Origin of the sequence: Kitasatospora sp. NPDC056138, assembly GCF_042264695.1 — a bacterium.
Classification (GTDB): Bacteria; Actinomycetota; Actinomycetes; order Streptomycetales; family Streptomycetaceae; genus Kitasatospora.
In genome coordinates, this window is record NZ_JBHJVK010000053.1 from 20720 (window position 1) to 47701 (window position 26982).

The window sequence follows — 26982 nt, forward strand, 5'->3', positions numbered from 1 at the left end:
GGGGCGCCCCCCGGGGGGTGGGGGGGCGCCCGCGGGGGGTTGCCCCCGGCGGCCACCCCGCCCCCCCCGGGCCCGCGCCCGGGCCGGGGCCCGCGCCCCCCCCCGCCGGGCTTCTGCCGGATCCGCCCGAGCCATGGAACGCCGTCATGGCATGACCGTGACCCACTTCTGGAACGGACCCGAGGACCTTCCGTGACCGATGACCTCTTCCACCTCACCGCCCCGTGGGCCGAGCAGCTCAACGCCGGTACCCGCGAGCTGGACGCCGCGGGCGCCTTCCCCCACGACAAGTGGAAGGCCCTCCAGGAGACCGGTCTCCTGCGCACCCACTTCGACCCGGAGTTCGGCGGCGCCGGCCGCAGTCTCACCGAAACGATGCGGGCCCTGGAAGGCCTGGGCCACACCTCCCGCGACGCGGGCCTGTCCTTCTCCGCCTCCACACAGATCGTGTCCGTGGGCGTGCCCCTGCAGCGGTTCGCGAGCCGGGAACTGAAGGAACGCCACCTGCCGAGGATCATGTCCGGCGAGGTGATCACCGCACACGCGATCACGGAGAGCTCCGGCGGGTCGGACGCGATGAACCTGGCCACCGTCGCCCACCGCGACGGGGACCACTACGTGGTCAGCGGCGACAAGATGTTCATCACCAACGCCCCGGTCGCCGGCCTGTTCCTGCTGTACGTGCGCACCGGGAAGCCCGGCCCCTTCGGCCTGACCACCCTGCTCGTCGAGGCCGGCACACCCGGCCTGACCGTGGGCCCCGCGATGGACAAGATCGGCCTGCGCACCAGCCCCGTCGGCACGCTCTCCTTCGACCGCCTGCGCGTGCCCGTCTCCCAGCGGGTCGGCCAGGAGGGCACCGGCTTCCTGGTCCTGGACCACGTGATGAAACGCGAGGTCCTCTTCGGCTTCTCCATCACCCTGGGCGAGATGACCCGGCGCCTGGAAGAGACCATCGCCTTCGCCAGGCAGCGCCGCCAGTTCGGCCAGCCCATCGGCACCTACCAGGGCGTCTCCCACAAAATCGCCGACATGAAGATGCGGGTGGAGACGGCCCGCAAATGGCTCACCGACACCGGCGCCAAGGTCGAGAACAACGAGGACGCCGCACTCGACCTCGCCGCCACCAAGACCATCGTGTCCGAGGCCAACGTGCAGACCGCGCTGGACGCGGTACAGATCCACGGCGGCCGCGGCGTGCTCACCGAGCACGGCATCGAACGCGACCTGCGGAACTCGATCGCCGGGACGATCTACTCCGGAACCTCCGAGATCCAGCGCAACCGCATCGCCACACTCCTCGGACTCTGACCGACAGGAACCCCCGCCATGACCGACCAGCTGGACCACCTCACGCACCCCACCGCGTTCCTCGACTACGAGAGCGACGAGGTGCAGGACTTCATCGACCACGCCGTCAAGGACCGCTCCGCGGACCGGAAGACCAACGCGATCGAGCTGTACTACGCGGTACGCGACGGCATCTCCTACGAGGTCTACGGCGCCCCCCTGTCCCGGGACGGCCTCAAGGCCTCGCACACCGCCACCACCAAGTCCGGGTTCTGCCTGCACAAGTCCACGCTGTACGCGGCCGCCGTACGCGCCCTGGGCATCCCCTCCCGCCTCGTCTACGGCGACGTACGCAACCACCTCGCCTCCCCCCGCCTCCTGGAACACATCGGCGGCGACGTGTTCTTCCACGCACTCACCCAGGTCCACCTGGACGGCACCTGGGTCAAGGCCACCCCGGTGTTCAACAAGATGCTCTGCAAGCTCTACGGCATGCAGGCCCTGGAGTTCGACGGAGTCAACGACAGCCTCTACCACCCCTTCCAGAACGGAGGCGGCTCCATGGAATTCCTCACCGACCACGGCGCCTTCGACGACGTCCCCTACGACTTCATCCTCCAGTCCATGCGCAGCAAGCACCCCAGGTTCCTCGACGCCGGCGGCACCGGCACCGTCCAGGGCGGCCGCCTGGCCGACGAGTCCACACACACCCGGTAGGAGAAAACCCATGACCCACGCCCCCTCCCCCGTCGACGGATGGGACGCCTCGACACGCATCGGCGTCGTCGTTCCGCACGCCGACATCGGCCCGGAAGCCGAACTGCAGGCCATCGCCCCCGCCTCCGTGTCCATCCACGCCTCCCGCATCCACTTCGCCGCCATGCGACCGGGCGGCGAAATGGACGAGAAGATCCCGCACGACCCCGTCCGGGCCTTCGTCGAACCCCCCTACCTCGACCAGGCCGTGGAACTGCTGGCGGCCTCCCCCCTGCACGCCCTGACCCTCGGCTTCACCTCCTCCAGCTACGCGCTGAAGGCCAAGGGCGAGAAGGAACTGTACGAACGGCTGCTGCCCGTCACCCGGAACCTGCCGATCACCGGCACCACCAAAGCCGCCCGCGCCGCGTTCGACGCCCTGGGCGCCCACCGGATCGCCGTGGTCAACCCGCCCTGGTTCGACGACACCCTCTCCCGCCAGGGCGCCGACTACTTCCGCGAGTTCGGCTACGACGTCGTTTACCACGGCCCCTGCGGCCTGCCCTCCAACCAGAAAGCCATCACCCCGGACAACCTGTCCGCATGGATCCGCACCACCGTCGCCGCCCACCACCCGCAGGCCGTCCTCGTCGCCGGCAACGGCATCCGGGCAGTAGGCACCATCAAGACCCTGGAAAACGAACTCGGCTTCAACGTCGTCACCGCGAACCAGGTGATCCTCTGGCACGCCCTCCACCTCGCCGGCGCCACCACCACCGCCCACGGCATCACCGACTACGGACACCTGTTCACCACCACCCCCAAGGACAGCCACACGTGAGCCTGCTCGACGCACACGGCTACGAAGCCGTCTTCGGGACACCGGAAGGCGACACCTACCGCATCCCGCTGGTCTGCTGGCGCGAGGACGGCGACCACGTCTACGGCATGGTCCTGACCAAAGGACACCTACGGCGAACAGACCAACTACGGAACTTCCTGCAGTACGACCACCGCCACACCACCAACCAGAACAACACCCACCCCACACCCCACTTCAACCCACCACCCTTCAACCCCCCGGCAACCGCCACCCGACCCGACACACAGCCGGACGTCACCCGACCCGACAACGCCCAGCCCGCCACCCGGCCGGACAGCACCCGGCTGGACGACACCCGGCCCGACGGCACCCGCCTGCCCGCCCTCCGGTGACACCCGCGCACACACCCGCAAAGACCCGGACACCCGCAACCGGCGGAAAACCCCCGCGAACACGAAAACCCCCGCACCGGCACAGCCACGGCCAGACCGAATCCCCGCACCCAACTCCCCCTTCCACATGGTGAAGAACCCACCGGCCGCAGCCCGATCGTAAGGAGCCGATCCTTCCCGCCAACCGCCCCATGTCCAACTTGCATATATCGATCCGGAATTCGGCCGAGATGTATTCACCGCCACCATCCGAATGGAAGAAACAGCCGCATTCCAGACCCCGCGCCCGGCCGCCATCCACACCACGGCCACCGGCAGTCCCGCAGTCCCGCAGTCCCTCAGTCCGGCGCAGCGGCAACCGGCCATCACGCACTCGGCGGGCTCCACCGGCAGCCCAATCAGCCGCACCCCGGGGCGGGGCAAGGTGAAACCCCACCCGGCCGGCCCCGGAGCAAACACCGGCCCACGCCCCGACCGGCGCAATCCCGCCCGACCCAGCCCCGCAAACCCCCCACACCCACGCACCACGCTCTCCACGCGCCCCCGGCACCCAAGTGCCCTGCTCTCCAGGTATCCCGGCCTCCGGGTGTCCAGGTGTCCAGGTGTCCAGGCATCCCACCGTCCAGACATCCAGGTGTCCAGGCGTCCAGGCATCCCGCTGCCCAGACATCCAGGTGTCCAGGTGTCCAAGTGTCCAAGTGTCCAGCCGCAGGGTGCGACCTCGGTGACGGCGAAGACTGCCCGCCCGGACACACGCGCGCCGCACACGCCGGCCAGGCGAGCACGAATCTGACTATGCGTCAGGCAATGGGCCGGGCAAGGGTATGCTGGACACGTCGTCACCGGGGCAGGTCACGAACCAGCCGGAGGTGCTGTGCAGCTCATACGAAATCCCCGGGAAACCCGGCGGTCTGCGACCGCCCCCGCCACGCGGCACCAGGGCGCACCGCTGTGCTGAGGCAGGCACGGGCGGAACAGACCCGGTCCTCTCTGATCGACGCCGCGGCCGCGCAGTTCGCCCGCAACGGCTACACCGGCGCCACCCTGGCGCGCATCAGCCAGTCCGCCGGCGTGACATCGGGTGCGCTGACCTTCCACTTCCTGACCAAGGAAGACCTGGCGCACGCGGTCGTCACGACCGGTGCGGCCGCGGCCCGTTCGGCACTGCGTGAGGTGCAGCAGCTCACGGTGCCGGGGCTGGCCGCGGTCAGCCGGCTCACCCAGTTGCTGGCCGCCTTCCTCGAACAGGACGTCCGGGCCCACGCGGCCATGCGACTCGCGTACGAGTGCCCCCATGCGTGCGCCACCTGGGAAGAGGCATGGCGCCCCGCCCTGGTCCACGCCCTCGGCCTGGCCCAGGCGGGCGGCGCCACCGACACGGAACTGGCCGACATCGAACTGCTGGTCGCCTACCTGCTGGCCGGCGCTGAGGCGCAGCTGCGTTCCGGCCGTCCGGTGAGGGCCGTGGAATGCGACCTCGGCCGGCTGTGGCAGCGGGCCGCCGCCGGTCTCGGTGCCCGGCCGGGTCACGGGCCCGTTCCCTGCCCGCACAGCCGGATTTCCACGCCGCCCCTCCCCCACCGCACACCCCGGGAGAAAACCGGCTTCGGCGAGGGATGACCGGACGGCGCTTGGACCGGAGCCCGTCCGCTCACGTGGCCTTCTTGGGGCGGTCCGGGCCGTGGAAGAGGGCCCTCGGATGCCACCGGCTGCACCCCTCCCGGCACGGCGGGTGGAGCCGCAGCCCGGCACAGCGAGTCCGGGCCGTTTTCCCGGCGCCGCCCGACACGGCGGGCCTCTGACAACGACCCTGGAGAAGGTCTGCGCCTCGTGTACGGCCATGGTCTGCGCAGCCGGCCGAAACAGCAGCACCCTCGGCCCTCGCGGCACCTCGTCCACACCCCCGCAGCCATCCCCGCGATCCCGGTGCTGTTCCCCGGCGGTCCCGTCAGCGCCGGCCATCCCCCGGCGGTCCCGTCAGAAGCGGGTGTCCCCGGCGGTCCTGGTGTCGGCCGGGCCTGGCTCAGCGGTCACGGTGCGCGGGCGCTTTGCCGGCGCCAGGCCGGGCCCCGGACCCGGCGGCATCACCCTCCCGCGGGAGCGGCTGCTCCCGTACCCGAACCTGTCACAGGCAGGTCGCGTCATGCGTGCGTGCGGAGTTGGCGAAGTGGCGGCAGGAATCCCTTTCGCCGGGAAAAAAATAGTGCTCATTCTTTACTGTGGGTGGAGTCTGTGTAAAAGCTGTGCAACCGCACCCCGGGAGGGAAAGATATGAGGGGATGGGACTCCGTCACCCAGTTCACGGAGCAGCTCTTCGGCCATCTGCGCCGGGCCGACCAACGCAGGTGGGCTCATGCGTATGTACACGGCCTCCTCAGCACGCCGGGCAAGAAGTCCATCCGCCGGCTGGCGGCCGTGGCGAGTGACTCCCCCACCGCGTCGCAGGCTCTGCACCAGTTCATCAACGAGAGCCCGTGGGAGTGGGAGCCGGTCTGCGACCGGCTGCGGCAGTGGGCCGAGGACCGTGTCCAGCCCCGGGCCTGGACGGCCGCCCCTGTCGTCCTGCCCAAACGCGGGGAGAAGTCGTGCGGGGTGCACCGCCGGTTCATCCCGCATACCGGACGTACCGTCAACTGCCAGGTCGGGACTGCTGTGTTCATGTCGACCGATGCGGGTGAGTTCCCCCTGGGCTGGCACCTGTTCCTGCCCGAGACGTGGGCCCGGGGTCCCCTGCGTGAGCAGGCCCGGATTCCGCAGGCGGCCACGTCCTCGCCCGAGGGTCAGCTCCTGCACCTGATCGACCTGATGGTGCGGCGCTCGCAGTACGGATCGGCGCCGGTGGTCGTCGACCTCGACGGCTACATGGACTCGCGCCGGCTCATCGACGGACTGCACCAGCGCCGGCGTGACTTCATCGCCGCGATCCCCGACAGTTTCCTGCTCGCTCCTCTCAGTCCCCACGCCTGGAACCCCCGCCTGCCGGTGACCGCAGCGGTGCGGCCGGCGGGCGAGCGGCGCGCCGACGTCCTGCTCGCCGCCACAAGACCGGGCCTGGCCCCCGCCCGTGACAGCCTGGTCCAGGTACTCGGCGCCGCCGCGGCCGACCAGCGGCCCCAGCCGTTCCGCCTGTTCACGCAGCCCGGCACACACACGGCGGGACCGGGACAGCTGTGGATCACCAACATGGTGCACCGGCCGGTCGGTGAACTCCTGCGGTACACGCAACGGCATCCCGCGACCGGTGAGACGGTCGACCTCCTCCAACGGGGTTTCGGCTTACGGGACTTCGAGGGCCGCTCCTTCCCGGGCTGGCACCGCCACATGACACTGGTCTCAGCCGCTTTCACCTACAGCCGTCTGGCAGCCGACCCCGACAGGCAGACCTTGCACCCCGGCCCCGGTACAGGAAGTGACAACCGGGCCAGGCCCCCCCACACACCCCGCACCCCCTGGACACCGCGACAGGCCCCGAACTACCCCGTCGCGGTCTGAACCCCACCCACCAAACCCTCCAGGCACCGCGCAAGGCGCGCACAAGGCGCGCAGGACACGCGCGGGAGACCGGCTCCACCAGGGCAGGCGTCGCAGAGCGACCGGTCCGGCCCCCTCGGCCGGACCACCACCCCCACAGACCGACAACCCACCGCGCTCCGCCCACCCAACAAAGGACACCCGCCCCCAGACCGCTCACGACAACCAGGAGACCGCCGCCACCCACACCCACACCAGCGACAGACCAGCCACACAAACCAGAACACGACCAGACCGAAAGCCACGAACACCACACCAGGCAAACCCCCGGCAGCAGAACGCCAGGCACGCCTGTCAACGGTCATTGAGAGGAAGTTCTGCGAGGGCGTGAGCGGTTCGTCCGTTGTGTCGAAGTCGGCGTCCTGTCAAGGTGGTTGACGTTCGGCGAGGATGCGGTCTGCTGTAGGTGTGAGCGAGCGCAGTCCCTAGCCGAGTGACCTGTCGGATGAGGCGTGGGAGCTGATCCGGCCGGTCATCACCGCTTGGAAGGGACGGCACCCGTCGGTCAGCGGGCACCAGGGCCGCTACGACATGCGGGAGATCCTCAACGCCATCCTTTACCAGGCCCGCACCGGCTGCCAGTGGTGCTACCTGCCGCACGACCTCCCGCCACCCAGCGCCGTCCACTACTACTTCGGCACGTGGCGCGACGACGGCACCACCGAGACCATCCACGACCTGCTGCGCCGGCAGGTCCGCGAGAGCCGGAGGCGGCACGAGGACCCCACCGCCGTCGTCCTGGACTCCCAGACGGTACGCGCCTCGACGAACCCGCCCAAGGAAACGACCGGGCTCGCCCCGGGAAAGAAGAGTCCGGGCCGCAAGCGGGGCATCGCCACCGACGTGCTCGGCCTGATCGTCGCCGTCGTTGTGGTCGCGGCCAGTGTCCACGACAACGCGATCGGGATCAGCCTGCTGGACAAGGTCGTCCACGCCGCGCCCACGGTGACGAAGGCGTGGGTGGACGCCGGCTTCAAGAACGCGGTGGTCGAGCACGGTGCCGCTCTCGGCATCGACGTCGAGATCGTCCAGCGCGAGCCCGGTGCAAGAGGGTTCACGCCGGAGCCAAAGCGATGGGTGGTCGAGCGGACCCTGAGCACGCTCATGCTCCACCGGCGCCTGGTGCGCGACTTCGAGTCGAAGCCGGCCAGCTCGGTCGCAATGATCCACTGGTCCATGACCGACGTCATGCTCCGCCGTCTCACCAGCGCCTCCACCCCGACCTGGCGCGACCCGCCGGCCTGGCACGCGCCATCCCCGACCCGCAGGAGCGTCGATGAGGGAACTCCTGGACAAGATCGAGGCCCGACAGCGGCTCGTCCGCGAGACGGCCGAACAGCTGCGTGACCAGATCGCCCGGCTCACCGAACAACTTGCCGCTGCCGAAGACACCTTGAAACGGCTGGAGATCACCCGCGAGACCCTGGCGGAGCTGGCCGCCGAGGACGGCATTCAGCCGCCGGAGCCACTGCCGCCCGGATACCGCGAGATCCTGGCCGCCATCGAGAAGACCCGGGACGGACTCCGCGCCAAAGACGTCTGCCAGGCGCTCGGCCTCGGCACCGAACCGAAGCACACCGAAGGCATCCGCGCGAAGCTGAAACGCCTGGTGACCCGCGGCATCCTCACCGAGCCCGAGCCCGGCCTGTTCACCCTCACCAAGCTGACACCGGGCACCCCGGAGGGCAACTCAAGCTGAAAATCGGCGAAGGCCCGCGGAGCTCCCTCTCGGGTCAGCGGCTGATCCGTTTCCAATCGCGGGCAACGGCATAGGCGAATCCAATCGTTGCCGCGCAGTAGATCGCGGCATCGGCATAGCGCCCGGCGAGTGTCAGTTCTGCAGTTCGGTAGCAGCCGTACAGGTCAAGCAGGGCGATAGTGCAGAGAGTTGCCCGCTGCACGCGAGGGGACTTCAGCGGATTTGTCATGACTCGTCGACTAGCCTCTCGCGTCGGCCTACCGGTAACCAGCGGATCGGAATGGTACGGGAACACGGGAAGTGGCTCTGTCACCGGCAGCGACCGTATCACCGCTTCTCCGGCAGCTCGGCTGGGCCGATCCGCCGGGCATAGGTGCCCTTCTAGTGGTGGCTCGGGCGGGTGCATGCCAGGCCTGTGGCGACGGCCGAATCCCCTTCAGGCCAGCACCCGACAAAAGGGCACAGAATGTCCACTGAGATGCCCAGGCGGGCGGTCGTCGGGCGCCTTGGCTGGTGGCCATCAGAAAGCGGGGCGTGTGGCCGTCTGTGTTCCCGGGGGTGGGGTCAGTACCTGACGCTGTCGTGGATCTTCAAGGAGGTTCGGGAGATCCGGCGGAAGCCGTTCCGCTGCCGCCCGCTCGCCGGTGACCTGTCAGCGGGGTCTGGCACAGTCCTCGGCCATGGAGACCTACGAGTTCTGGACCATCATCGAGACGGCACGCGCGGCGACGGACAAACCCTTCGACGAGGCGTTGACCGACGTCCTGGCCGAGCTGCCGCTGGAGCGCATCCTCGACTACGACGAGCGCTTCAGCGCCATCCACGCATCCCTCTACCGCTGGGACGTGTGGGCAGCCTCCTTCCTGATCAGCGGCTGGTCCTGCGACGACGGCTTCACCGACTTCCGCACGGGCCTCATCAGCCTCGGCCAAGAGTGGTTCGAGCGCGTGGCGGCCGCGCCGGACTCCCTCGCCGACCACCCACTGGCCGACAGCTCCGACACCCTCGACGACCTGGAGGAGGCACTCCTCCAGGAGGACGCCAACTACGCGGCGCCACGGGCCTACGACCGGGTCACCGGAATCAAGGACAGCTACCACGATGCACAGGACGCCCGGGCCGCATCGCAGCCCAAGCGCGAGGACGCCGAGCCCGACATGGGCGAGAAATGGGACTTCGAAAACGCCGGCGAAATGCGACGGCGGCTGCCCCGCCTCGCGGCGCTCTGCGAGTCCTTGCCGTCTTGATCGGGGGCGGGGTCTGTCTCCGCGAGCGGGGAAGGATCATGGGCGGGTTGCCCGCTGCGTTCGCTCGTCAAGGAACTTGCTGCGCCAGGTCCCTCGGCCACCTGGCTATCAGGCAGGGCGCGAACGTCCGCTTCGCCAGAGCCAGCCGAATCCTGGCGGACCTGGCCGGCGGCCACGCGGACCGCACCTGGGACAAGTGGATCCGCGAGCTGATCCGCCCCGACGTCCGCGGTGCGGGCGCCGAGCGGTGAGCCGACGCACCGTGTGGGTTGCACGGCACAGCCCCGAGACCTCCCGACCACATGGGGAATTCCGTGACCACAGCCCTGGGGAGTCACGGGCTCTGGCGAAAACCTTGTGATCTTGGCCGAGCCAGCAGACGGCACCGGTTGGCTGCAGGACCTCCGCCATCGAGACGGGCTCACTGGGATGAGCCGCTATCGTTCTGCCGTGACCGGCTCTGCGCAGCATCCGCTGCTGTTTCTCGATGTCGATGGACCACTCATACCGTTCGGCGCCGCACCCGAGCAGTATCCGACCTATCCGACAGGTCCTGAACCGCTTGGTGGCGACGCGAATCCGCTCCTGACCAGGATCAATCCCGCGCACGGGCCACGGCTGGCGGCACTACCGTGCGAGGTGGTCTGGGCCACGACATGGATGGCTGACGCGAACGAGTGCATCGCGCCCCGCATCGGTCTGCCGCAGCTGGCGGTGGTGATCTGGCCACAGCCGTCCGTCACCGATGACCACGACGAGCGGAACGGACTGCACTGGAAGACCCGCGCCCTCGTCGAATGGGCGGCGGGGCGCCCGTTCGCCTGGGCCGACGACGAGGTCACCGACACCGATCGGGCCTGGGTCGCCGCCCACCACCCAGGACACGCCCTGCTCCATCGCGTTGATCCCCGCCGTGGTCTGACCGATGGAGACTACTCGGCTCTCCACTCGTGGCTGCGACAGCCCTACTGACACTCGACCGGACCGAGTGAAACCAGGTCGCAAAAAGGATCCCCCTGCGGAGGAGACCGAGGCTGGCACGGCCGTACCCCTTTCCGTCCGAGGGACTTGATACGCATACCCTGGCCCGCGGATTCAGCCCGGCGACGATCGACAACGACATCAGCCTGCTGGAGCAAACGCTCGCCGCTCGCCGCGCCCGGGCGGCCGGCATGCGACATGACACCAAAGGACATCGACCGCGCCATCGGTGACCTCGCCGTCGAAGGGCCGGGCCACGTCAACCCGCCGCGAGCATGTCCAGATCTCCCAAAGGGGTTCCATCGGTCCCTCCAGGCCCGCAAGACCGCGGAGACCGAGACCGAGACCGGGGTCCGACTGGTCTGCCCCGTCGACGAGTTCAACGGCCCCCGGCGTATCGGCGACGACTCCCCGGCCCTGCCGCCGCCGACCCCGGAGCGGGAGGCCGAACTCTTCGACTTCATCAAGCAGAGGATCACGACCGCGAGGAAGTACGAACCCGCCGCCCGTAACTACGCCATGTTCCGGACGCCGTATCACGCCGGACTCCACTCCGAGGAGACACCGCTGCCAGAGCCGCCGGACCTGCACCCCACCCCCGGCCCGTTCGGAAAACTCCACACCCGCTTCAGCAAAGGCACCCACACCTATGGCCCGCGGCCGCGGTGGGTGCCGATGCCGGATGGCCTGAGCCCGGCGCCGCGACAGTTCCCGGAGGACATGCCGGAAAAATTCTCCAACCCGCCCGTGCTGTCAGCCGACAAGTCCGGCAGGCCACTACAGCACGGAACGATCCACAACCGGCTCCGCTACCTCATGGAACTCGAAGGACGCCCGCCCGCAGAGCAGTTCAGCCCGCATACCCTGCAAAGGGCCCGCACGACCCACAACTACGAGCACAGCACCAACCCGGTAGCGATCCAGCAGCCACCCGGCCACCGGACGGTCACCCCGACCACGCAATACGTCCGACCCTGCACGACATTCCTCAAGAACGCTGGTTCTGCTCACAAGCTCCGAAGGCGGATGTACACGACTTCGGGAGGCATACCGGCAGGGCCGCGATCATTGTTCACGAGAACGGGAGGCACCCCGCCGTCGGCACGGTGCCAAGGCGGCAAGGCGGGCCGCCCTGGCCGCGAACCCGGACCGCCTCACATGCGCCGGCGCAGCAGGCCCACGCACGCGATGTAGGTGGCGGCTCCGAGGGCCGTCATCCAGAAGAACGGCGAGCCGCTGTCCCCACCCGCCAGCTCGCCGATGAGACCGCCGAGGTTCGCGATGGTCAGCACCACACCTGTCGCCGCCCAGGCGGACCGGCCCATCAGGGCGAAACGCTCGTCGGATTCCGCCGTGACCCCTCGGCAGGTCTCGCTGCGGCGGCTCAGCAGCGCCAGGGCAAGGGTGCATAAGGCCATGACGCCCAGCATCACCAGCCCGAGGGCAGGGCGGCCGCCGACGACCGCAGCCGCCAGGCAGACGACACCGACGCCGAGGAAGAACAGCGGGATCGACCTGTTTGCCGTCTGCTCAATCATCTGCTGAGTCCTCGTTGGCATGGAACATCTCCTCAATGCTGATCGCGAAGAACTTGCCCAGGGCGAAGGCGAGCGGCAGTGAGGGCGTGTACCGCTCGGTCTCGATGGCGTTGACCGTCTGCCGCGAAACTCCAAGGGCGGCTGCTAGTTGCCCTTGGGAGAGCCCGCGCGCCATCCGTAGTTCTCTGACCCTGTTTCTCACCTGTAAAGGATGCTTGTCACCTCCCACGCATGTCCAGCTTGCTTTACAGGTCGTGCCGCATAGACGGGCCACAAGCAGACAGGAGGGCCGGCACTTCCCGGGCCTCAGACAAGGTCAGCCCGCTGCGCGCATGACTGACCGGCCGCACACGAACCTGGCTCCCCTCATCAGGCCCCTTGAGATCGATCATCTAGGCTGGCGCGGTGACTGATGAGCAGGAGCGGGTGCAGCCGTCGGGAGTATGGGCCACGGCAGTGGGGGTGGCCAGGGTGCGGGCGCTGGAAACCGAACGGGTGAACGCGTTGTTCCGCGACCCACTGGCACAGGCCTTCGCCACGGCTGGCGGCCTGTGGCCCTCCTCGCCACCACTGCCCGATGACGAGGCCGCGCGACGCCGCCGGCTGGCTGTGTCGTTCTCCATCGTCATCAGGACGAAGTTCCTCGACGACCTGTTGCAGCAGGCCTCCGCTTCCGGGGTCCGGCAGGTCGTACTGCTCGGCGCCGGCATGGACAGCCGGGCCTTCCGGATGGACTGGCCCGAGGGCACACGGCTGTTCGAGGTCGACACCGCCGCGCCACTGGACTTCAAGGCTTCGGTGCTGCGCCAGGAGCGGGCCGTCGCACGCTGCGAGCGGATCACCGTCGCGGTGGATCTGCGTGAGGACTGGCCAGCCGCGCTGGCCGCCGCAGGGCACGACCCGGCCGTGCCGACCGTGTGGATCGCCGAAGGACTGCTGATCTATCTGCCCGAGGACGCGGTGGAGCTGCTGCTGGCCCGGATCAGTGCGCAGTCGGCGGCAGGCAGCCGGATGGGGCTGACGTTGGGCTCGCGCGGCGTGATCGAACGCTTCGGCGCGAACGCCGTGCCGGGCTCGGCGGCATCCATGTGGGTCTCGGAGGCGCCCGACGACCCGGTGGGCTGGCTGGCCGGACACGGCTGGGACGCCGACAGCCACACCCTGCGCGAGTGCGCTGCCGCCTACGGCCGTCCGATCAGCACCCCGCCGCAGCACGAGGAGCGACCCGGCGGACTGATCTCGGCGGTCCGTCGGCAGAGCGCCTCCCAGCTCCCCAGATGATCGGTTCCAAAGGGGCCTGATGAGTGGACCAGATTCATGCGCGGCCAGCCGGCCATGCACGCACCGACCGCACACGACCACGAAAGTCCGCCCGGAAACCGCCTGGCTGGATGGCGGTGTGGTCGATAGTCCTTCGCCGTGAACGAAGTGCTGCCGCGGTCGAAACGAGCTGCTGTTTCCCTCGGTCGAGGGCGTGTTGGTGGAATCGGCCGAGGTGATCTACACGGCCGTCCGGGCCGAGGCCCGTACGACCCCAGAGCGGGCGGCCTCTCCGGGGTGCGGGTGCCGGCCGGGGCGAAGACACGGCTCCTACCTGCGATTTCCTCATGATTTGCCGACGGCGGGCAAGTCCGTCGTGGTGTCATTGCGGGTGCGGAAATCCGTCTGCGAGGAAGAACCCCGCGAGCGCACGACCTTCGCCGAACAACTACCCGGTCCCACCCGCAGGTTCGAGCGGCGGACCGAGCAGCCGCGGCCGATACTGGCGCCGGTCGGCCTTGCGCTCGCGAGCCGGGCCGGCACCCGGATGACGGACGCCTTCAAGGTTCCAGTCAGCCGGAACACCCCGTTGAGGCCGATCACCTCGCTTCCGGACCCCTGAAGGGTGTCTTTACTGCCGCACGGTGACTGAGCAGCGGCTTTGCGAGCGCACACAGCCCGGGCATGATCGCTGGCCGTGAGCCTCAAACTGCTCTCCTTGATCTTCTGCCAGATACTGGGCCGGCTCGCGCTGCCGAGGCGCTCCTCCAGCGCGAACAATACCGAGATCCTCACCCTGCGCCACGAGGTCGCAGTACTACGATGCCAGGCCGAACAGCCGCAGATGTCGTGAGCCGACCGCGCCGTACCCTCCGCGCCCGCCCGACATCTCCCCTCCACCCCGCGCCGGAACCGGCTCCTCGCCCCGGGCACGCTACTGTCCTGACACCGCCACCTGGTCCGCCGGAACTGGCACCAACCACCCGTCCAACCCGGCCGACCACCACTGCGCGAAGAGATCGCCGCACTGATCCAGCGCCTCGCCGTAGAGAATCCGAGCCGGGGCTACGTCAGGATCCAGGGTGAACTGCGACGGCCCGGCCACCGGGTCACCACAACCACCATCCGCCGCATCCTGCGCCGCTCCGACCTGCCACCAGCACCCCAGCGAGCCTCCCGGCAGTCGTGGAACCTTCCTCCACACACGCTCACACCCTTCTCACCCGCGTCATCACACACGTGGATACCGTCCTCCTCCAGCGCCTCTACGTCTTCTTCGCCATCGAGATCAAGACCCGGCACGTCCACATCCCCGGCATCACCGCCCACCCCACAGGTGAGCGGGTGCCCCAGCCCGCCCGCAACCTGCTGATGGACCGGGGAGACAGAGCCGGGTACTTCCGGTTCCCGATCCGCGACCGCGACGCGAAGTTCACCACCGCCTTCGACGCCGTCCTCGCCGGCAACGACACCGAAGCCATCCCAACCCGGCCGCCCCTCAACCCAACGGAAACGTCCAACTCGGCGGCCTGATCGCAGTATTGACACCCTTCAGGAGAGCCAGGCATGTTCTGAGCAGTGACGCTTGACAACAAGATGCATGTTCATGCAAGCTCTATTTATCCGCCAGAGCCCGCCGGCGGTATCTCACTGGGTCAGAAAACATGCACATACAAGCAACTACTGGGGACTTCATGCCTGACACCACGGCACCCACCGCCGACAGCCCGACCACGGTCTGAGCCGGGGAGCAACGTTGCGACATTCCGAGATCCCCGAGAGCGAGCTGACCGAGTACGTCCGCGAGGCGGTACGGATCAGCCGCGAGCACGTCGCCAAGGGCGGCATCCCGTTCTCCGGCGTGGTGGTCAACCGCGGCCGCATCCTCGCCACCGGCTTCAACCGGGTACGCGAGGACAACGACCCCACCGCCCACGCCGAGGTGACCGCACTGCGCGAAGCCGCCTCCACCTACGGCCTGCACGCCACCGCCGGAGCCACCCTCATCGCCTCCGGCGAACCCTGCGCCCTGTGCTACATGGCCTCGCTGTACTTCAACGTCAGCCACATCGTCCACGCAGTCGACCGCACCACGGCCGCACGGTACGGCTTCGACTACACCGGCTCCTACTCGATCTTCGCCCAGGACCCGGCGGACTGGCCCGTGAAGGTCACCTCCCTGCAGATCCCCGAAGCAACCAAACCCTTCGAGGAGTTCCTCGCCATGGACCGGAGGCAGCCATGACCGAAACCGGTCCAACCGGCAACACCGCCCACGGCACCACCGGCAGCACCGCCCAGGGCACCGCCCGCGGCACCGCCCGCGGCACGGTCAGCGGCACGGTCAGCATCAAGATCTGGTCGGACTACGTCTGCCCGTTCTGCATGCTCGCCGAAGGCCCCCTGCACGAAGCCACCCACGACCTCGACACCGAGATCGAATGGATGCCCTTCGAGCTACGGCCCCACCCCACTCCCACACTCCGCCCCGAAGACGACTACCTCCCGGCGATCTGGGCCCGCTCGGTCTATCCGATGGCCCGCCGGATGGGCGTGGACATCACCCTGCCCACCATCTCGCCCCAGCCCTACACCCGCCTCGCCTTCGAAGGCCACCACTACGCCGCCGCACACGGCCGGGCCGCGGAATACACCCCCCGCATCCTGCGGGCCTTCTTCCAGGAAAACCGGGACATCGGCCAACTCGACGTCCTCACCGACATCGCCTCCGAACTCGGCCTGGACACCACCGGGTTCACCCAGGCCCTGACCACCGGAACCTACACCCAGACCCACCAAGACGCACTGCGCACCGCACAGGCACACCGCATCACCGTCGTCCCCACCATCATCATCGGCCAACACCACCGCATCGAAGGCGTCCCCACCACAGCCCAAATCCGCAAAGCCGTACTCGACACCCAAACCGAACACGCACCCACCCAAGACGCACCAGCCTGCGGAATCAACGGCTGCTGACCAATCCCACCACCACACGCCACACCCACGCCCCCGCGCCCCCCGCAGGCACACACCGCAACAACAACGCACCCCGCGCCACCAACCCCCAAGCCCCAAGCCCCAAGCCCCAAGCCCCAAGCCCCAAGCCCACCGAACGAAAGGACCACCCCTCATGCAATGGCTCTACCTCGCCATCGCCGACATCTTCGAAATCGCCGTCGCCATCGCCGCCGGCAAGGCCGAAGGCTTCAAAAACCGCCCCTGGACAGCCGCCACCCTCATCAGCGGCGCCATCGGCACCTACTTCCTCAGCAAGGCACTCCTCACCTTCGACGTCGGCGTCGGCTACGCCATCTGGACATCCGTCGCCGGCATCGGCATCACCCTCCTCGGCGCACTCCTCTTCGGCCAACGCCTCAACTGGCGCAAAGCACTCGGCATCGCCATCATCATCGCCGGAGTCGTCGGCCTCCAACTCAGCGGCGCCGCCTGAAAACCCCAACCACCCCAACCACAGCCACGCCCACGAAAGGACCCACCCACATGCCCGACACACCCCGCCCCTCAGCCAACTCCTGGCTCATGCTCCTACTCGCCGGAGGATTCGAAGTCGGCTACGCACTCTGCGTCGGCGGAAGCCACGGCTTCACCCGCCTCACCTGGTCACTCATCGCCGTCGTCTTCTTCCTCCTCACCCTCTGGGCACTCAGCGCCGCCCTCCGCACCATCGACGTCAGCATCGGCTACGCCGTCTGGGCCGGAATCGGATCCGTCGGCGCAGCACTCCTAGGCCCCGTCATCTTCAACGAAACCCTCAACACCACCCAAGCCCTCTGGCTCGCCGTCATCATCGCCGGAGTCATCTGGCTCAAACTCGCCGACCGCCCCCAAAACACCACCCCCGACACCACCACCACACCCCGCGAAACCCAACCTGCAGAACTCTGACACCCCCTCGAACCACCCAGCCCAGCCCAGCCCACGAACCCACCCACCCGGGTCAGGCGGGCCGGCGGACCAGGAAACCCGGATAGCGCCGCATCGGGAACAAACCCCCGCCCCAGACACCCGCCACCACCGCACGGCCCAGGCGTCCGCCCGCCCACCAGGCCGGGCAGCCACAAGTGCCTCGGAGTAGCGGACTGGAGCACCGACAGCCGTGCCGCCGGCCGCGAGGTAGGCGAGCATCTGGTGGTAGGAGCGGTTCCAGTCCGGTCAGCAGCCCCAGTTCGTCCAGCGCGGTCAGCATGACGATCTGGTCCTTCGTGAGCTTCTCGGCCTTGCGCGGTCGGCGCATCCACGCGCCGACCGCGTAGTCGTCGGGCTTCGCCGCCGGGAGCGCCAGGTGGCTGTGCACGCCGTGGAACGCGGCGGCGTCGGCGTAGCCGCGTTCCACGGCGTTGGCGTTCTTCGACCAGATCGTCCCGAGCGCGTCCAGCTCGCTCCCCCGGGCCGCGTTGAGCAAGCCCTGTCCGTTCAGATGGTGCTGGCGGGCCGGCCAGGAGATGAGCTCTGCGGGGTGCGGCCGGAGTCGCGGGGAGACCCAGACGCCGTTGTAGGTGCTGGACTACGGCCCGGGTACAGGTGCGGTGCAGGTGCCGACCACAGCGGCCCGGCGAAGGATGGAAAGGAAATGCGGCGGGCGTCTGTGGCAACGTCCTGCGAACCGTGCAGAGGGTAGATGTGCTGCACACCCCTATCTGTGCCGTCTACGCCGTCACGAAAGCACGGGGCCGGCCGAATCGGGCTGCTGATCGCCGCGCGGCGCGAGGGCGGAGGAAGCGGCGGATCTCCCAGTGCTATTGGCCAAGGACCGTGAGGGCGATGAGGGTCTTCATCACAGGCGGCTCCGGCTACATCGGCCGCTCCACCATCAAGGCGCTGATCCGGCACGGAATCGAAGTGACGGCGCCGGCGCGCAGCGGGCACACCGCGCGCACCCTGTCGGACCTGGGTGCAACCCCCGTCGCGGGCGCGCTCACCGACACCGGCGTCCTTCCAGTGCCGGAACGGATTGGAGACGGTCGACCAGGCGCCGGACTCCTTCGGCATCTCCCGCCACTGCCCGCCCGTCCGAAACCGCCAGATCACCCCCTCGAACTGCCGCCGCAGCCGCTCCGGGTACGGGCCGTACTCGCCGATCGGTAGGGACGGCTCGGTGAACTCCCGCTCCGCATCCGTCAGTTGCGCTCGCGTCACGCACCACGGTCTACCGGATCAGGACCCGCCGCGAGGGTGAACCGCACAGATTGATCACGACCAAATACGTGCCCTGAACTCTCACTCGCAGCATGAACCCCTGTGTCCACATTCCGGGGGTCACCTCAGGGCTTCGAGCGCGCCGAGCTCGGACTCGACGCTTGCCACGACGTGGTCGGTCACGTAGCCGAGTTGGGCGTTGACGCGGATCATGTGGAGGTTCTCGGACGCCGTCATCGTGTGCACCTGTTCCAGGCGAGGAAGGTCAGCGGTGAGCCACCGCATCATCGAGGCCTTGATCGCCCGGCCGAGTCCGAGCCCGCGGAACTCGGGCAGCACGGCTGTGTCCTCCTGGTAGCAGTAACTCCACTGCTGCGGGACGACAGCGATCTCGGTAAAGCCCGCCACCGCCCCGCTGCGCTCGTCGATGGCCACGACGTACCGGTGTGATTCGCCGATCTCGCGCATCCTGGCCTCGTACTGCCGCACCCGTTCCGCGGTCCAGTCGGGGTGCCGGTAGCTCGCCTCACCGGTCGGTGAGTCGGCGATGGCGTTGCGCGCTCGGGCGAATCCCTGCACGAGGTCGTCCGGGGCTGTGTCCACCCACTTCTGGATCCGGAACCCGGCCGCCGGCGGCACCCGCCACCGCGCCGGGTCCACGCTCCTGACGTCCAGGTGGTGTGAAGCGCGTTGCACGACCGTGCGGAAGCCGAGGGCACTCGTCCACTTCTCGCCGTCCGCTCCTGCCTTGGTCTGACCGGCGATCATCTGGCAGCCGCGTGAGCGGATCTCGGGCAGCATCGTCTGGAGCAGTCGTGTCCCGACACCGCGCCTGCGGTTCCGGGGCGACACGCGCACAGTGATGATGGCCCGCTCGCTGTTCTCGTCCGTCGGGAAAACGGCGCTCGCTATGCCGACCAGCCGCCCGTCGTCGCGCGCGACCCACAGCCGTTGCAGCCCGCGGTACGAGGTGGGTTGGCAAAGCTGCTGCACGTAGGAGTCGTACGGCGGCACCGGGGCGCTCGGGTAGTCCACGGCAGTTGCCGTGACGGCGAGTTCGTACCAAGCGCGGAGCTCGGCCGCCGAGGCGCGTTCCGCTGCGAACGGCGCTACGTCCAGGCTCATGACGACATTCCTTTCCTGGACCTCGAGGGCGGAGATCGCCTGCCGGGTCTCACCGGAGGACGTTTCGTGAGTATTTCACCGGTTCACGGTTCTGTCCCGGTCCCGGCTTGACCCTCTCCTCACGTCAGGCTTCAGCATGGAGGCGATCGGGAGGGAGATCGGGCATGGCTGAGCAGGGCATGAGCTACTCAGTGGGACAGGTCGCCGGATTCACCGGGGTGACCGTGCGCACGCTGCACTACTACGACCGGACGGGGCTGCTGTCACCGAGCGAGCGCAGCGCGGCCGGGTACCGGCTCTACAACGACGCCGACCTGGCCAGACTCCAGCAGATCCTCTTTTATCGGGAGCTCGGTTTCCCGATCGAGGAGATCCGTAGCATCCTGGCGGATCCGCGCGCCAGTGCGCTCGACCATCTCAGAGGGCGCCACGCGCAGCTCAACGAGCAGATCACCAAGCTGCAGAAGCTGGTCGAGGTGGCCGAACAGGCCATCGAGGTGGAGCGGACCGGGGTTCGGCTGACCCCCGGGGAGCGGTTCGACATCTTCGGCGAGGTCGACTGGGACCTCAGCTATGCGACCGACGCCCGGCTGAAGTGGGGTGGCAGCGCGATGCAGTGGGAGTCGATGGCCCGGGCGGCCAGACACACCAAGGAGGACTGGCGGCAGCTGATGGCCGAGTCCGCGGCTTGGCGGCGGGAGCTGATCGCCGCCTTCGAGGACGGCCAAACGGCCGATGGCGAGCGGGCGATGGACCTGGCCGAGCAGCACCGAGCCCATGTCGAGCGGTGGTTCACCCCGTGCCCGCCGGATGCGCACCGCAGGATCGCGGACGACTACCTGACCGATCCCCGGGCCTTCGCGATGCTCGTCCCGCCGTCCGAGCAACTGCCCGGCCTGACGCAGTTCCTGCACGGCGCGATCCACGCCAACGCCGACCGCACGGTGGAGGGCTGAGGGATGCGCATTCTGATCACCGCGGCGGGTTCCTACGGGGACGTGGCGCCGTACACCGGGCTCGGCGTGCGGCTGGCCGAGACAGGGCACGAGGTCGCACTGGCGACGCACCGGAGTTATGCCTCATGGGTGGAACAGTGCGGGCTGGAGTACCGGCTGCTCCCGGGGGATCCGCGGGCCGACGGGGAGACGGGGCAAGGGAAGGACGGGCTGATCCGCAAGGCGAAGGCGTTCGTCGGGGAGCTGGGGCGGGGGATCGCCGAGGTGGCCGAGCCGGGGGTGGACGTGCTGCTGCTCTCCACCACGACGGCGCCGCTGGGCTGGCACGTGGCGGAGGCCGTGGGGGCGGCGAGTGCCGGGGTGTTCCTGCAACCGGTCGAGCCCACCGGGAACTTCGCGCCGGTCGTCGGGGGCGCTCGCTCGCTCGGGCGGTGGGGGAACCGGGCGGTCGGGCGGGTCGCGCTCGGGGTGGTGGACCGGATCCACCGCGACGCCGTACGGGAGTTGCGAACGCGGCTCGGTCTGCCACCGCTGTCCGGCCAGGCGATGCGCCGCAGGCTGGAGCGGGAGCAGTGGCCCGTGCTCCACGGGTTCAGCGCCGCGGTGGTGGGGCGCCCTGCGGACTGGCGGCCGGGGCTGGAGGTGGTGGGCAACTGGTGGCCCGCCGGGCAGGAAGCTCTTCCCAGGGAGGTGGAGGAGTTCCTGGCGGCCGGCCCCGCGCCGGTATTCATCGGCTTCGGGAGCATGGGGTCCGGGCAGGGTGAGCGGCTGAGCCGGCTCGCGGTGGAGGCGCTGCGGTCGGCCGGGCTGCGGGGTGTGCTCCAGAGCGGGTGGGCCGGGTTGGCGGCCGACTCGGACGACGTGCTGACGGTGGGGCCGATCGGGCACGCCGCACTGTTCCCGAGGATGGCGGCCGTCGTCCATCACGCGGGCGCCGGGACGGCGGCGGCGGGACTCCGGGCCGCAGTGCCGTCCGTTCCCGTCCCTGTCACAGCGGACCAGCCGTTCTGGGCCCGGCGGCTCGCGGTGCTCGGGGCGGCGGTCGAGCCGATCCCGTTCGGCGGGCTCACCGCGCAGCGGCTCGCCGGTGCGATCCGGCAGGCCGTCACACAGCCGTCCTACCGAGAGCGGGCGGCAGCGACCGCTCGGCGGATGGCGGAGGAGGACGGCACGGGGAGCGTGGTCGAACTAGTGGCTGACACAGGGCGTGTCCGGCGGATCATGTGACGCGTCACGATGGGCCATTGTTCGGGTCGTGGAGCGGGGCGATCCGACACATGACGAGTGGGCGTGACCCGCCGCATCTGCCGAAGTCCGGGCACCGGCGCGGGCGTTGGGTTGATCACCGCAAGGTGATCAACGGGATCTTGTTCAAGGTTCGTACAGGTGTCCCATGGCAGGATCCGCCGAGCCGGTCCGGGAGCTGGGAGGCGGTCCATGAGCGCCGTCGCCGGTGGTCGGCGGACGGCACCTGGGAGAGGATCTTCCATGCGATCCAGGCACACGCCGATGACCAGGGGCAGGTCGACTGGAGCATGGTGAGCGTGGATTCCACCTCGTGCCGGGCACACCAGCACGCTGCTGGGGAACCGCTCAGAACGCCGCAGGTGCCGAAGAGAGGATCAACGCCTCGGCAGCACCGCCCCGACGAAGGACTCGGCCGTTCGCGGGGCGGTCGCCGAGCACAGCCACCGTGCCACTGTCATCGGCATCATCCTCGCCGCGATGGAGGGCGCCGACCCGGCCCGCACCGCGCTGCTGTGCACCCTGCACGACCTTCACGGAACCCGGACCGGCGACCGCTGACTCCCGGCGCCCAGCCGCCGGTCACGGAATCTCGGTCGGGCCCTCGCGCTCCGGGCTCGGCGCGGCGAGGTTCGCCCCGTCAGGTGGGCGTCAGATCGAACCGACGATCTTGCGCGGGGTGACGCGGACGACGACGCGGTCGGCGTCGTCCTTCGACGCCGGGTTGAAGTCCGCGTAGTCCTTGCCCGTGTACTTGCGCGACAGCGCGTCGATCAGTTGCTGGCCGCCCTCCGTGGTCAGCGTGGCCGTACCACGGACCTCGGCGTAGGTGTAGGGCGCGTTCGCCGGGTTGATCATGACCGTGATCCGCGGGTCGCGGCGCAGATTTCTCTCCTTGCGGCGGCCGACGGTCGTGGAGACCAGCAGGTCCTCGCCGTCCCGGGTGAGCCAGGTGACCGACAGCTGCGGGCTGCCGTCCGGCTGGACCGTGGCCACGGTCGCGAAGACCGGGCTGTCGTCGATGAGCTTCTTCAGGTCGTCGGAGAGTTCGGCGGACACAGAGCGGGTTCCCTTCCTCGGCTGACTGCTGCCCCCGGACCGACTGACGCCGGTGGAGGTCAGCAACCGACAGCCTGCAAAAGCGCGGCTGTCCCGGCAAGTTCCCGCCGCATCGCGCGCCGCAGTTCGCACATCCCGGATCCCGGCACGTGGCCGGGCCCGAGCGCCAAGCCCGCCGGCCCCGGGTGCTTCGCACGTTTCACCCACCCGGCCGAATCGCACGACGGGCGGCGACGGCGGCGCCTGGTCGAGGGTGTCGTCATCGCGTGCTGGGAATGACGCTCCCCGCCGGTCGGCGCCGACAAGTGGACCGCCACCCAGGGAAAAGCGTGCGGCAACGACCTGACGGACCCCCAGCTGCTGATCGCCTCCTCGTCCTCCGACTCCTCCAAGGGCGACTCCGGCCCCGACCAGTGGAAGCCGAAGAACACCGCCTTCTGGTGCACCCACGCCGAGGACTGCACCCGCGTCAAGTACGGGTGGAACCTGACCACCACCACAACGGAGAAGAGCGCCCTCTCCTCCATGCTCGACACCTGCCCCTGACCCCCGAACCGCAGCCCGCGCATCGCCGTCAGGGCGTCGAGGTGGTGGGGCTGGACGAGGACGCCCGCGCCCGTGCCGCTGCGGTCGGCGTCGGAGACCCGGACGAAGGTGCCGCCCGGGTCACTGCAGCGGCCCTCGGTCGGGATGGAGTCCACCAGCTGCAGGGTGACGCTGGCGAGGCCGGCGCCGTGGTGGAGGGCGCGGATGCCGTAGCTGCCGCTCCCCGCCCTACGCACCGACGGTAAGCGGAGGTTCACCCGGCCCAGGCCCCGGTCCCCGGCCCCCGGGACGGCTCCGCCGGACGGTCGGCCTCCATCACCCGATCACGCCACACCGACAGGACACCACAGAAGGTAACTCTGTGATCACAATGGGTAGGAGCTTGGCGCCAACCCCTACCCCCGGGAGCCCCGCATGGCCCAGCAGGCCGACCTCATCCTCCACGGCGGCGAGATCGTCACCGTCGCCGAGAGCGCCGACGGCGACGCCCGGCCCGAGGCCGTGGCCGTCAAGGACGGCACGATCGTCTTCGTCGGCCCCCGGCAGGAGGCGTTGGACCGGTGGAGCGGCCCGCGCACCGTCATGCGGAACCTCGAGGGCCGCGCCCTGCTACCCGGGTTCGTCGACGCGCACGGGCACCTCGGCGGCATCGGCCTCCAGGCCACCATCGCCAACCTGCTGGCCGCGCCGGACGGCGACGTCACCGACCTCGCCTCGCTGAAGGACAAGCTGCGCGCCTGGGCCGACAGCCCGGTGGGTGCGGACTCCGAGTGGATCGTCGGGTTCGGGTACGACGACGCGATGCTCGCCGAGGGCCGCCACCCCACCCGCGACGACCTCGACAAGGTGTCCACGGACCGCCCGGTGCTCGCCATCCACCAGTCCTTCCACCTCGGCGCGGTGAACAGCCTCGGCCTGAAGCGGCTCGGCTACTCGGCCGCCACGCCCGACCCCGAGGGCGGCGTGATCCGGCGGCGCGAACTCGCCGTCCCACCCTCGTACGGTGAGCCCGACGGGGTGCTGGAGGAGAAGGCGTTCACCCCGGCCTCGGACCTGGCGCTCGCGGGGCTTCCGGAACGGGAACTGCTGATGCTGTTCGTCACCGGCGCGGCTGCAGCGGCGAGCTTCGGCTTCACCACCGTCCAGGAGGGCGGCACCACCCTCGCCAACCTCAAGGCGCTGCGGGACACGGCCGCCGCCGTGCCGTTCGGGGTCGACGTGGTCGCGTACGTGAAGGCCGACGAGGCAACCTCGTCCGCGCTGGACGACCCGATCAAGGTGAGCGACGAGTACGTGGACGGTGTCCGCGCGGCCGGGGTGAAGCTGGTGCTGGACGGCTCGCCACAGGGGCGCACGGCGTGGCTCACCGAGCCGTACCTGACACCGCCGGCCGGGCAGCCCGAGGACTACTGCGGGTACCCGGCACAGCCGGACGACGCGGTGGTGGCCAAGCAGGTCAGCACGGCGGTCGAGCGGGGCTGGCAGGTACTCGCGCACGTCAACGGGGACGCGGCGATCGACCAGTTCCTCCGGGCGGTCGAGTCGGCCGGGCCGGGCCGGCGGCCGACCGTGGCGATCCACGCGCAGACCGCCCGCGAGGACCAGGTCGAGGCGTTCGCCCGGCTGGGGATCGTGCCGTCCTTCTTCTCCATGCACACCTACTACTGGGGCGACTGGTACCGCAGGACCGTCCTCGGCGAGCAGCGGGCCGCTGGCATCTCCCCCGCCCGCTGGGCGCTCGACCGGAGCCTGCGCTACACCTCGCACCACGACGCGCCGGTGGCGCTGCCGAACTCGATCGCCGTACTGTCCAGCCAGGTGACCCGGCGCACCCGCACCGACGGAGTCGTCCTCGGGCCGGAGCAGCGGGTATCGGCCCTGGAGGCGGTCCGCGCGATCACCCTCAACGCCGCCCACCAGTACGGCGAGCAGGACCGCAAGGGCAGCATCGAAGTCGGCAAGCTCGCGGACCTGGTGATCCTCAGCGCCAACCCGCTGACGGTCGACCCGGAGGCGATCCGCGACATCGAGGTCATCGAGACGATCAAGGCAGGGACGACCATCCACCCGCCCGCACCCGGCGGCCGGGCCTCCGCAACCCCGGCCACCGCGCCCACCCCGCAGTGGGGCTGCTGCTGAACGACGGCACCCTGCCGGGCCACGCCCGGCGGCCTCGGCCACCGGGCGCCCACTATCCGGTGCGACGACTCAAGCCGGTTCCCCTGACGCGCATCACATGACTCTGGCGCGCACCGCCTGCCCGGCCGGTCGTGTGGTCTGTTCCTCGTCGGCCAGCCGGGGGCGCGGACGCCCACGGGGCGGGGCCCCGCGAGCGCGGTCAGGACCGGGTGTGCCTTGGAGGGGTCACCGGTGATGTGCCAGTGGGCTTCGGCGGCGCGCATGCGGTTCCAGTCGTGGCCGGCGGCGGGGTGGCGCTCGGTCAGGGGCAGAAGCGGTGCGGCGGCCGAGCCGACGCGGCCCGTCTCTTCCAGCGACCAGCCGTTGTCGCCGAGACGGTCTTCCAGCAGGCGTAGCGCCGGGGCCGGGTCGGCGCCGAGCCGGGCAGCGGTGACCGCTGCGGCGGTGGCGAGCTCGTCGTTGTCGCTGTGGGCGGTCTCGTCGAGCAGGGCGAGCAGTTCGGTGTCCTGGGGGGCGCCAGCCGCCGAAGCGGCGTGCGAGCGTCGGGGTGGGGCGGTGGTGGAACGGGCTCTTGAGGTCGGGCAGGAGGGTGCGGGCGGTCTCGAAGCACATGTGCTGGACTGCGTCTGGCACGGCTTCGGCGCCGACACGAAGTGGTTCGAGCAGGTGGCCTGGGACATCGGCCTGGCCGCGCGCTCCCCAGGCCGTCGGCGCATCGCCGTGCTCGCCGCGACTGACACCGACTGAGGTACCCGTGGCTCATGTGTTGCAGAGCTGGACCGAGTGAGCTGTGCCGAGCCCTGCCGGGATCAGCGGGTCTCCAGCGGGTCGGCCTGGCCGAGTAGTTCCGCGAGCGGGGTGCCGGTCCGAGTGGCGGCGATGCGGCGGGCGCGCAGCTGGGCGCGGGTACGGGGGCGGAACTTCGGCTCCCGCCCGCAACCGCACGGCTCGAAGCCCTCGTAGCGCAGCCCGGCGCCCAGGACCGCCGCGACGACCGACCAAGCCTTCCGATCGCTGCGGCGGGGTGCCGCGAAGTCGTGGCCGGCGCACAGCAGCGACCCGGCGCAGCGCGGACACTTGTGTCCGGCGTCGCCGGGATGCCGTTTGAAGCTGATCCGACACGAAACGCATGCGTAGTGCAGCTTGTAGTGGACGAAGGCATAAGTGCACACGGACTGACCGTACCGGCTGAGCTTCGTCATCGGCCAACAGATTCCGCTTCCGCTTCCTCACCCGGTGACTGTCGATCGCGGTTTGCCCACCCGTTGAGCCGGGACGGGCACGACCGAACCGAG

At 69.5% G+C, this 26982-nt stretch carries 32 protein-coding genes and 4 pseudogenes; 27 read left to right on the plus strand and 9 right to left on the minus strand.

The features are described from left to right. Window positions 1-192: 192 nt before the first annotated feature. The 8 genes and pseudogenes from ACFC1R_RS27425 to ACFC1R_RS27460 all read left to right on the plus strand — a co-directional run bounded on the left by ACFC1R_RS27425 (window position 193) and on the right by ACFC1R_RS27460 (window position 8431). Window positions 193-1311, plus strand: a complete 1119-nt coding sequence (locus ACFC1R_RS27425; protein WP_375942993.1) for an acyl-CoA dehydrogenase family protein — start codon at window positions 193-195, stop codon at window positions 1309-1311. 18 nt (window positions 1312-1329) lie between these two features. After that, entirely contained in the window at window positions 1330-2007 is a 678-nt protein-coding gene (locus ACFC1R_RS27430) for a transglutaminase family protein (RefSeq protein WP_375942995.1), read from the plus strand. A 10-nt stretch (window positions 2008-2017) separates the two neighbouring features. Next, complete coding sequence (locus ACFC1R_RS27435; protein ID WP_375942996.1) at window positions 2018-2827, plus strand: maleate cis-trans isomerase; 810 nt, start codon at window positions 2018-2020, stop codon at window positions 2825-2827. Beyond that, window positions 2824-3201 (plus strand): DUF6253 family protein, encoded by a 378-nt coding sequence (locus ACFC1R_RS27440; protein ID WP_375942998.1) that lies wholly within the window; start codon window positions 2824-2826, stop codon window positions 3199-3201. The genes ACFC1R_RS27435 and ACFC1R_RS27440 overlap by 4 nt, the downstream gene beginning before the upstream one ends. A 951-nt stretch (window positions 3202-4152) precedes the next feature. Further along, window positions 4153-4821, plus strand: coding sequence for a TetR family transcriptional regulator (locus tag ACFC1R_RS27445; protein ID WP_375943000.1), 669 nt, complete (start codon window positions 4153-4155; stop codon window positions 4819-4821). 651 nt (window positions 4822-5472) lie between these two features. Next, window positions 5473-6693 carry an IS701 family transposase gene (locus ACFC1R_RS27450; RefSeq protein WP_375943002.1) on the plus strand — a complete coding sequence of 407 codons (1221 nt, stop codon included), beginning with the start codon at window positions 5473-5475 and terminating at the stop codon, window positions 6691-6693. A gap of 477 nt (window positions 6694-7170) precedes the next feature. Beyond that, window positions 7171-7962, plus strand: a pseudogene (locus ACFC1R_RS27455) (IS5 family transposase); the annotation flags it as partial. A 46-nt stretch (window positions 7963-8008) separates the two neighbouring features. Next, a complete protein-coding gene (locus ACFC1R_RS27460) occupies window positions 8009-8431 on the plus strand; it encodes a hypothetical protein (protein ID WP_375943004.1) in 423 nt (140 codons plus the stop codon). Window positions 8432-8465: 34 nt separating this feature from the next. Here ACFC1R_RS27460 and ACFC1R_RS27465 read toward each other — a convergent pair whose 3' ends face one another. Then, the gene (locus ACFC1R_RS27465) at window positions 8466-8660 is read right to left on the minus strand and encodes a hypothetical protein (RefSeq protein WP_344641402.1); all 195 of its coding nucleotides are present in this window, start codon (window positions 8658-8660) and stop codon (window positions 8466-8468) included. Between the two features lie 451 nt (window positions 8661-9111). Here ACFC1R_RS27465 and ACFC1R_RS27470 point away from each other — a divergent pair, with 451 nt between their 5' ends. The 4 genes from ACFC1R_RS27470 (at window position 9112) to ACFC1R_RS27485 (ending at window position 11853) form a co-directional block, all read left to right on the plus strand. Beyond that, window positions 9112-9678 carry a DUF4240 domain-containing protein gene (locus ACFC1R_RS27470; RefSeq protein ID WP_375943006.1) on the plus strand — a complete coding sequence of 189 codons (567 nt, stop codon included), beginning with the start codon at window positions 9112-9114 and terminating at the stop codon, window positions 9676-9678. A gap of 47 nt (window positions 9679-9725) precedes the next feature. Next, window positions 9726-9929 (plus strand): hypothetical protein, encoded by a 204-nt coding sequence (locus ACFC1R_RS27475; RefSeq protein ID WP_375943008.1) that lies wholly within the window; start codon window positions 9726-9728, stop codon window positions 9927-9929. Between the two features lie 199 nt (window positions 9930-10128). Then, the gene (locus tag ACFC1R_RS27480) at window positions 10129-10650 is read left to right on the plus strand and encodes an HAD domain-containing protein (RefSeq protein WP_375943010.1); all 522 of its coding nucleotides are present in this window, start codon (window positions 10129-10131) and stop codon (window positions 10648-10650) included. Between the two features lie 207 nt (window positions 10651-10857). Continuing rightward, window positions 10858-11853: a site-specific integrase gene (locus ACFC1R_RS27485; RefSeq protein ID WP_375943012.1), complete on the plus strand. Its 996-nt coding sequence runs from the start codon at window positions 10858-10860 to the stop codon at window positions 11851-11853. Here the strand turns inward: ACFC1R_RS27485 and ACFC1R_RS27490 are convergent. Both ACFC1R_RS27490 and ACFC1R_RS27495 read right to left on the minus strand, forming a co-directional pair. Continuing rightward, window positions 11814-12197 (minus strand): hypothetical protein, encoded by a 384-nt coding sequence (locus tag ACFC1R_RS27490; RefSeq protein WP_375943014.1) that lies wholly within the window; start codon window positions 12195-12197, stop codon window positions 11814-11816. The two genes, ACFC1R_RS27485 and ACFC1R_RS27490, sit on opposite strands and share 40 nt — an antisense overlap. Further along, complete coding sequence (locus ACFC1R_RS27495) at window positions 12190-12399, minus strand: helix-turn-helix transcriptional regulator (RefSeq protein WP_375943016.1); 210 nt, start codon at window positions 12397-12399, stop codon at window positions 12190-12192. Before ACFC1R_RS27495 ends, ACFC1R_RS27490 begins: the two co-directional genes overlap by 8 nt. A 203-nt stretch (window positions 12400-12602) precedes the next feature. Between ACFC1R_RS27495 and ACFC1R_RS27500 the strand changes: the two genes are divergently transcribed. From ACFC1R_RS27500 to ACFC1R_RS27535, 8 genes are all read left to right on the plus strand, one after another. Next, window positions 12603-13478 carry a class I SAM-dependent methyltransferase gene (locus tag ACFC1R_RS27500; protein WP_375943018.1) on the plus strand — a complete coding sequence of 292 codons (876 nt, stop codon included), beginning with the start codon at window positions 12603-12605 and terminating at the stop codon, window positions 13476-13478. Window positions 13479-13692: 214 nt separating this feature from the next. Then, the gene (locus ACFC1R_RS27505) at window positions 13693-14079 is read left to right on the plus strand and encodes a transposase family protein (RefSeq protein WP_375943073.1); all 387 of its coding nucleotides are present in this window, start codon (window positions 13693-13695) and stop codon (window positions 14077-14079) included. 75 nt (window positions 14080-14154) lie between these two features. Further along, the gene (locus tag ACFC1R_RS27510; protein WP_375943020.1) at window positions 14155-14310 is read left to right on the plus strand and encodes a hypothetical protein; all 156 of its coding nucleotides are present in this window, start codon (window positions 14155-14157) and stop codon (window positions 14308-14310) included. 386 nt (window positions 14311-14696) lie between these two features. Beyond that, a complete protein-coding gene (locus ACFC1R_RS27515; protein WP_375943021.1) occupies window positions 14697-14990 on the plus strand; it encodes a hypothetical protein in 294 nt (97 codons plus the stop codon). Between the two features lie 223 nt (window positions 14991-15213). After that, window positions 15214-15702: a nucleoside deaminase gene (locus ACFC1R_RS27520; RefSeq protein ID WP_375943023.1), complete on the plus strand. Its 489-nt coding sequence runs from the start codon at window positions 15214-15216 to the stop codon at window positions 15700-15702. Further along, complete coding sequence (locus ACFC1R_RS27525; RefSeq protein WP_375943025.1) at window positions 15699-16436, plus strand: DsbA family protein; 738 nt, start codon at window positions 15699-15701, stop codon at window positions 16434-16436. Before ACFC1R_RS27520 ends, ACFC1R_RS27525 begins: the two co-directional genes overlap by 4 nt. Before the next feature lie 154 nt (window positions 16437-16590). After that, window positions 16591-16911 carry a DMT family transporter gene (locus tag ACFC1R_RS27530; protein ID WP_375943027.1) on the plus strand — a complete coding sequence of 107 codons (321 nt, stop codon included), beginning with the start codon at window positions 16591-16593 and terminating at the stop codon, window positions 16909-16911. Between the two features lie 50 nt (window positions 16912-16961). Next, window positions 16962-17366: a DMT family transporter gene (locus ACFC1R_RS27535; protein ID WP_375943029.1), complete on the plus strand. Its 405-nt coding sequence runs from the start codon at window positions 16962-16964 to the stop codon at window positions 17364-17366. Between the two features lie 52 nt (window positions 17367-17418). Here the strand turns inward: ACFC1R_RS27535 and ACFC1R_RS27540 are convergent, their stop codons facing one another. After that, on the minus strand, window positions 17419-17883 hold the full coding sequence (locus ACFC1R_RS27540) for a helicase associated domain-containing protein (protein WP_375943031.1): 465 nt from the start codon (window positions 17881-17883) through the stop codon (window positions 17419-17421). Between the two features lie 359 nt (window positions 17884-18242). On the opposite strand from ACFC1R_RS27540, the pseudogene ACFC1R_RS27545 reads away from it, so the two are divergent. Continuing rightward, window positions 18243-18347: pseudogene (locus tag ACFC1R_RS27545) on the plus strand (NAD-dependent epimerase/dehydratase family protein); the annotation flags it as partial. 3 nt (window positions 18348-18350) lie between these two features. Here ACFC1R_RS27545 and ACFC1R_RS27550 read toward each other — a convergent pair. Next, window positions 18351-18617, minus strand: a pseudogene (locus ACFC1R_RS27550) (transposase); the annotation flags it as partial. A 120-nt stretch (window positions 18618-18737) separates the two neighbouring features. Beyond that, a complete protein-coding gene (locus ACFC1R_RS27555) occupies window positions 18738-19742 on the minus strand; it encodes a GNAT family N-acetyltransferase (RefSeq protein ID WP_375943033.1) in 1005 nt (334 codons plus the stop codon). A 179-nt stretch (window positions 19743-19921) separates the two neighbouring features. Here ACFC1R_RS27555 and ACFC1R_RS27560 point away from each other — a divergent pair, with 179 nt between their 5' ends. The 4 genes and pseudogenes from ACFC1R_RS27560 (at window position 19922) to ACFC1R_RS27575 (ending at window position 22504) form a co-directional block, all read left to right on the plus strand. Then, entirely contained in the window at window positions 19922-20698 is a 777-nt protein-coding gene (locus ACFC1R_RS27560; protein ID WP_375943075.1) for a MerR family transcriptional regulator, read from the plus strand. Between the two features lie 3 nt (window positions 20699-20701). Next, a complete protein-coding gene (locus ACFC1R_RS27565; RefSeq protein WP_375943035.1) occupies window positions 20702-21925 on the plus strand; it encodes a glycosyltransferase in 1224 nt (407 codons plus the stop codon). A gap of 28 nt (window positions 21926-21953) precedes the next feature. Further along, window positions 21954-22440: pseudogene (locus ACFC1R_RS27570) on the plus strand (IS5 family transposase); the annotation flags it as partial. Beyond that, on the plus strand, window positions 22424-22504 hold the full coding sequence (locus tag ACFC1R_RS27575) for a hypothetical protein (RefSeq protein ID WP_375943077.1): 81 nt from the start codon (window positions 22424-22426) through the stop codon (window positions 22502-22504). The pseudogene ACFC1R_RS27570 and the gene ACFC1R_RS27575, both read left to right, overlap by 17 nt. 90 nt (window positions 22505-22594) lie before the next feature. Here ACFC1R_RS27575 and ACFC1R_RS27580 read toward each other — a convergent pair whose 3' ends face one another. Both ACFC1R_RS27580 and ACFC1R_RS27585 read right to left on the minus strand, forming a co-directional pair. After that, complete coding sequence (locus ACFC1R_RS27580; RefSeq protein WP_375943037.1) at window positions 22595-23002, minus strand: PPOX class F420-dependent oxidoreductase; 408 nt, start codon at window positions 23000-23002, stop codon at window positions 22595-22597. A gap of 59 nt (window positions 23003-23061) precedes the next feature. Further along, on the minus strand, window positions 23062-23784 hold the full coding sequence (locus ACFC1R_RS27585; RefSeq protein WP_375943039.1) for a hypothetical protein: 723 nt from the start codon (window positions 23782-23784) through the stop codon (window positions 23062-23064). A 178-nt stretch (window positions 23785-23962) separates the two neighbouring features. On the opposite strand from ACFC1R_RS27585, the gene ACFC1R_RS27590 reads away from it, so the two are divergent. Both ACFC1R_RS27590 and ACFC1R_RS27595 read left to right on the plus strand, forming a co-directional pair. After that, entirely contained in the window at window positions 23963-25687 is a 1725-nt protein-coding gene (locus tag ACFC1R_RS27590) for an amidohydrolase (protein ID WP_375943041.1), read from the plus strand. 558 nt (window positions 25688-26245) lie between these two features. Then, window positions 26246-26434 (plus strand): DUF6183 family protein, encoded by a 189-nt coding sequence (locus tag ACFC1R_RS27595; RefSeq protein WP_375943043.1) that lies wholly within the window; start codon window positions 26246-26248, stop codon window positions 26432-26434. 62 nt (window positions 26435-26496) lie between these two features. Here ACFC1R_RS27595 and ACFC1R_RS27600 read toward each other — a convergent pair whose 3' ends face one another. Further along, the gene (locus tag ACFC1R_RS27600; protein WP_375943045.1) at window positions 26497-26859 is read right to left on the minus strand and encodes a hypothetical protein; all 363 of its coding nucleotides are present in this window, start codon (window positions 26857-26859) and stop codon (window positions 26497-26499) included. Window positions 26860-26982 lie beyond the last annotated feature (123 nt).

Excerpts from the sequence above, each read along its gene's own strand:
- ACFC1R_RS27430 (WP_375942995.1), top strand. The coding sequence starts at position 1,330 with ATGACCGACCAGCTGGACCACCTCACGCACCCCACCGCGTTCCTCGAC.
- ACFC1R_RS27535 (WP_375943029.1), top strand. The coding sequence starts at position 16,962 with ATGCCCGACACACCCCGCCCCTCAGCCAACTCCTGGCTCATGCTCCTA.
- ACFC1R_RS27465 (WP_344641402.1), bottom strand. The coding sequence starts at position 8,660 with ATGACAAATCCGCTGAAGTCCCCTCGCGTGCAGCGGGCAACTCTCTGC.
- ACFC1R_RS27575 (WP_375943077.1), top strand. The coding sequence starts at position 22,424 with ATGGAGGGCGCCGACCCGGCCCGCACCGCGCTGCTGTGCACCCTGCAC.
- ACFC1R_RS27470 (WP_375943006.1), top strand. The coding sequence starts at position 9,112 with ATGGAGACCTACGAGTTCTGGACCATCATCGAGACGGCACGCGCGGCG.
- ACFC1R_RS27590 (WP_375943041.1), top strand. The coding sequence starts at position 23,963 with ATGGCCCAGCAGGCCGACCTCATCCTCCACGGCGGCGAGATCGTCACC.
- ACFC1R_RS27530 (WP_375943027.1), top strand. The coding sequence starts at position 16,591 with ATGCAATGGCTCTACCTCGCCATCGCCGACATCTTCGAAATCGCCGTC.
- ACFC1R_RS27485 (WP_375943012.1), top strand. The coding sequence starts at position 10,858 with ATGACACCAAAGGACATCGACCGCGCCATCGGTGACCTCGCCGTCGAA.
- ACFC1R_RS27565 (WP_375943035.1), top strand. The coding sequence starts at position 20,702 with ATGCGCATTCTGATCACCGCGGCGGGTTCCTACGGGGACGTGGCGCCG.
- ACFC1R_RS27435 (WP_375942996.1), top strand. The coding sequence starts at position 2,018 with ATGACCCACGCCCCCTCCCCCGTCGACGGATGGGACGCCTCGACACGC.
- ACFC1R_RS27555 (WP_375943033.1), bottom strand. The coding sequence starts at position 19,742 with ATGAGCCTGGACGTAGCGCCGTTCGCAGCGGAACGCGCCTCGGCGGCC.
- ACFC1R_RS27460 (WP_375943004.1), top strand. The coding sequence starts at position 8,009 with ATGAGGGAACTCCTGGACAAGATCGAGGCCCGACAGCGGCTCGTCCGC.
- ACFC1R_RS27525 (WP_375943025.1), top strand. The coding sequence starts at position 15,699 with ATGACCGAAACCGGTCCAACCGGCAACACCGCCCACGGCACCACCGGC.
- ACFC1R_RS27490 (WP_375943014.1), bottom strand. The coding sequence starts at position 12,197 with ATGATTGAGCAGACGGCAAACAGGTCGATCCCGCTGTTCTTCCTCGGC.
- ACFC1R_RS27560 (WP_375943075.1), top strand. The coding sequence starts at position 19,922 with ATGAGCTACTCAGTGGGACAGGTCGCCGGATTCACCGGGGTGACCGTG.
- ACFC1R_RS27450 (WP_375943002.1), top strand. The coding sequence starts at position 5,473 with ATGAGGGGATGGGACTCCGTCACCCAGTTCACGGAGCAGCTCTTCGGC.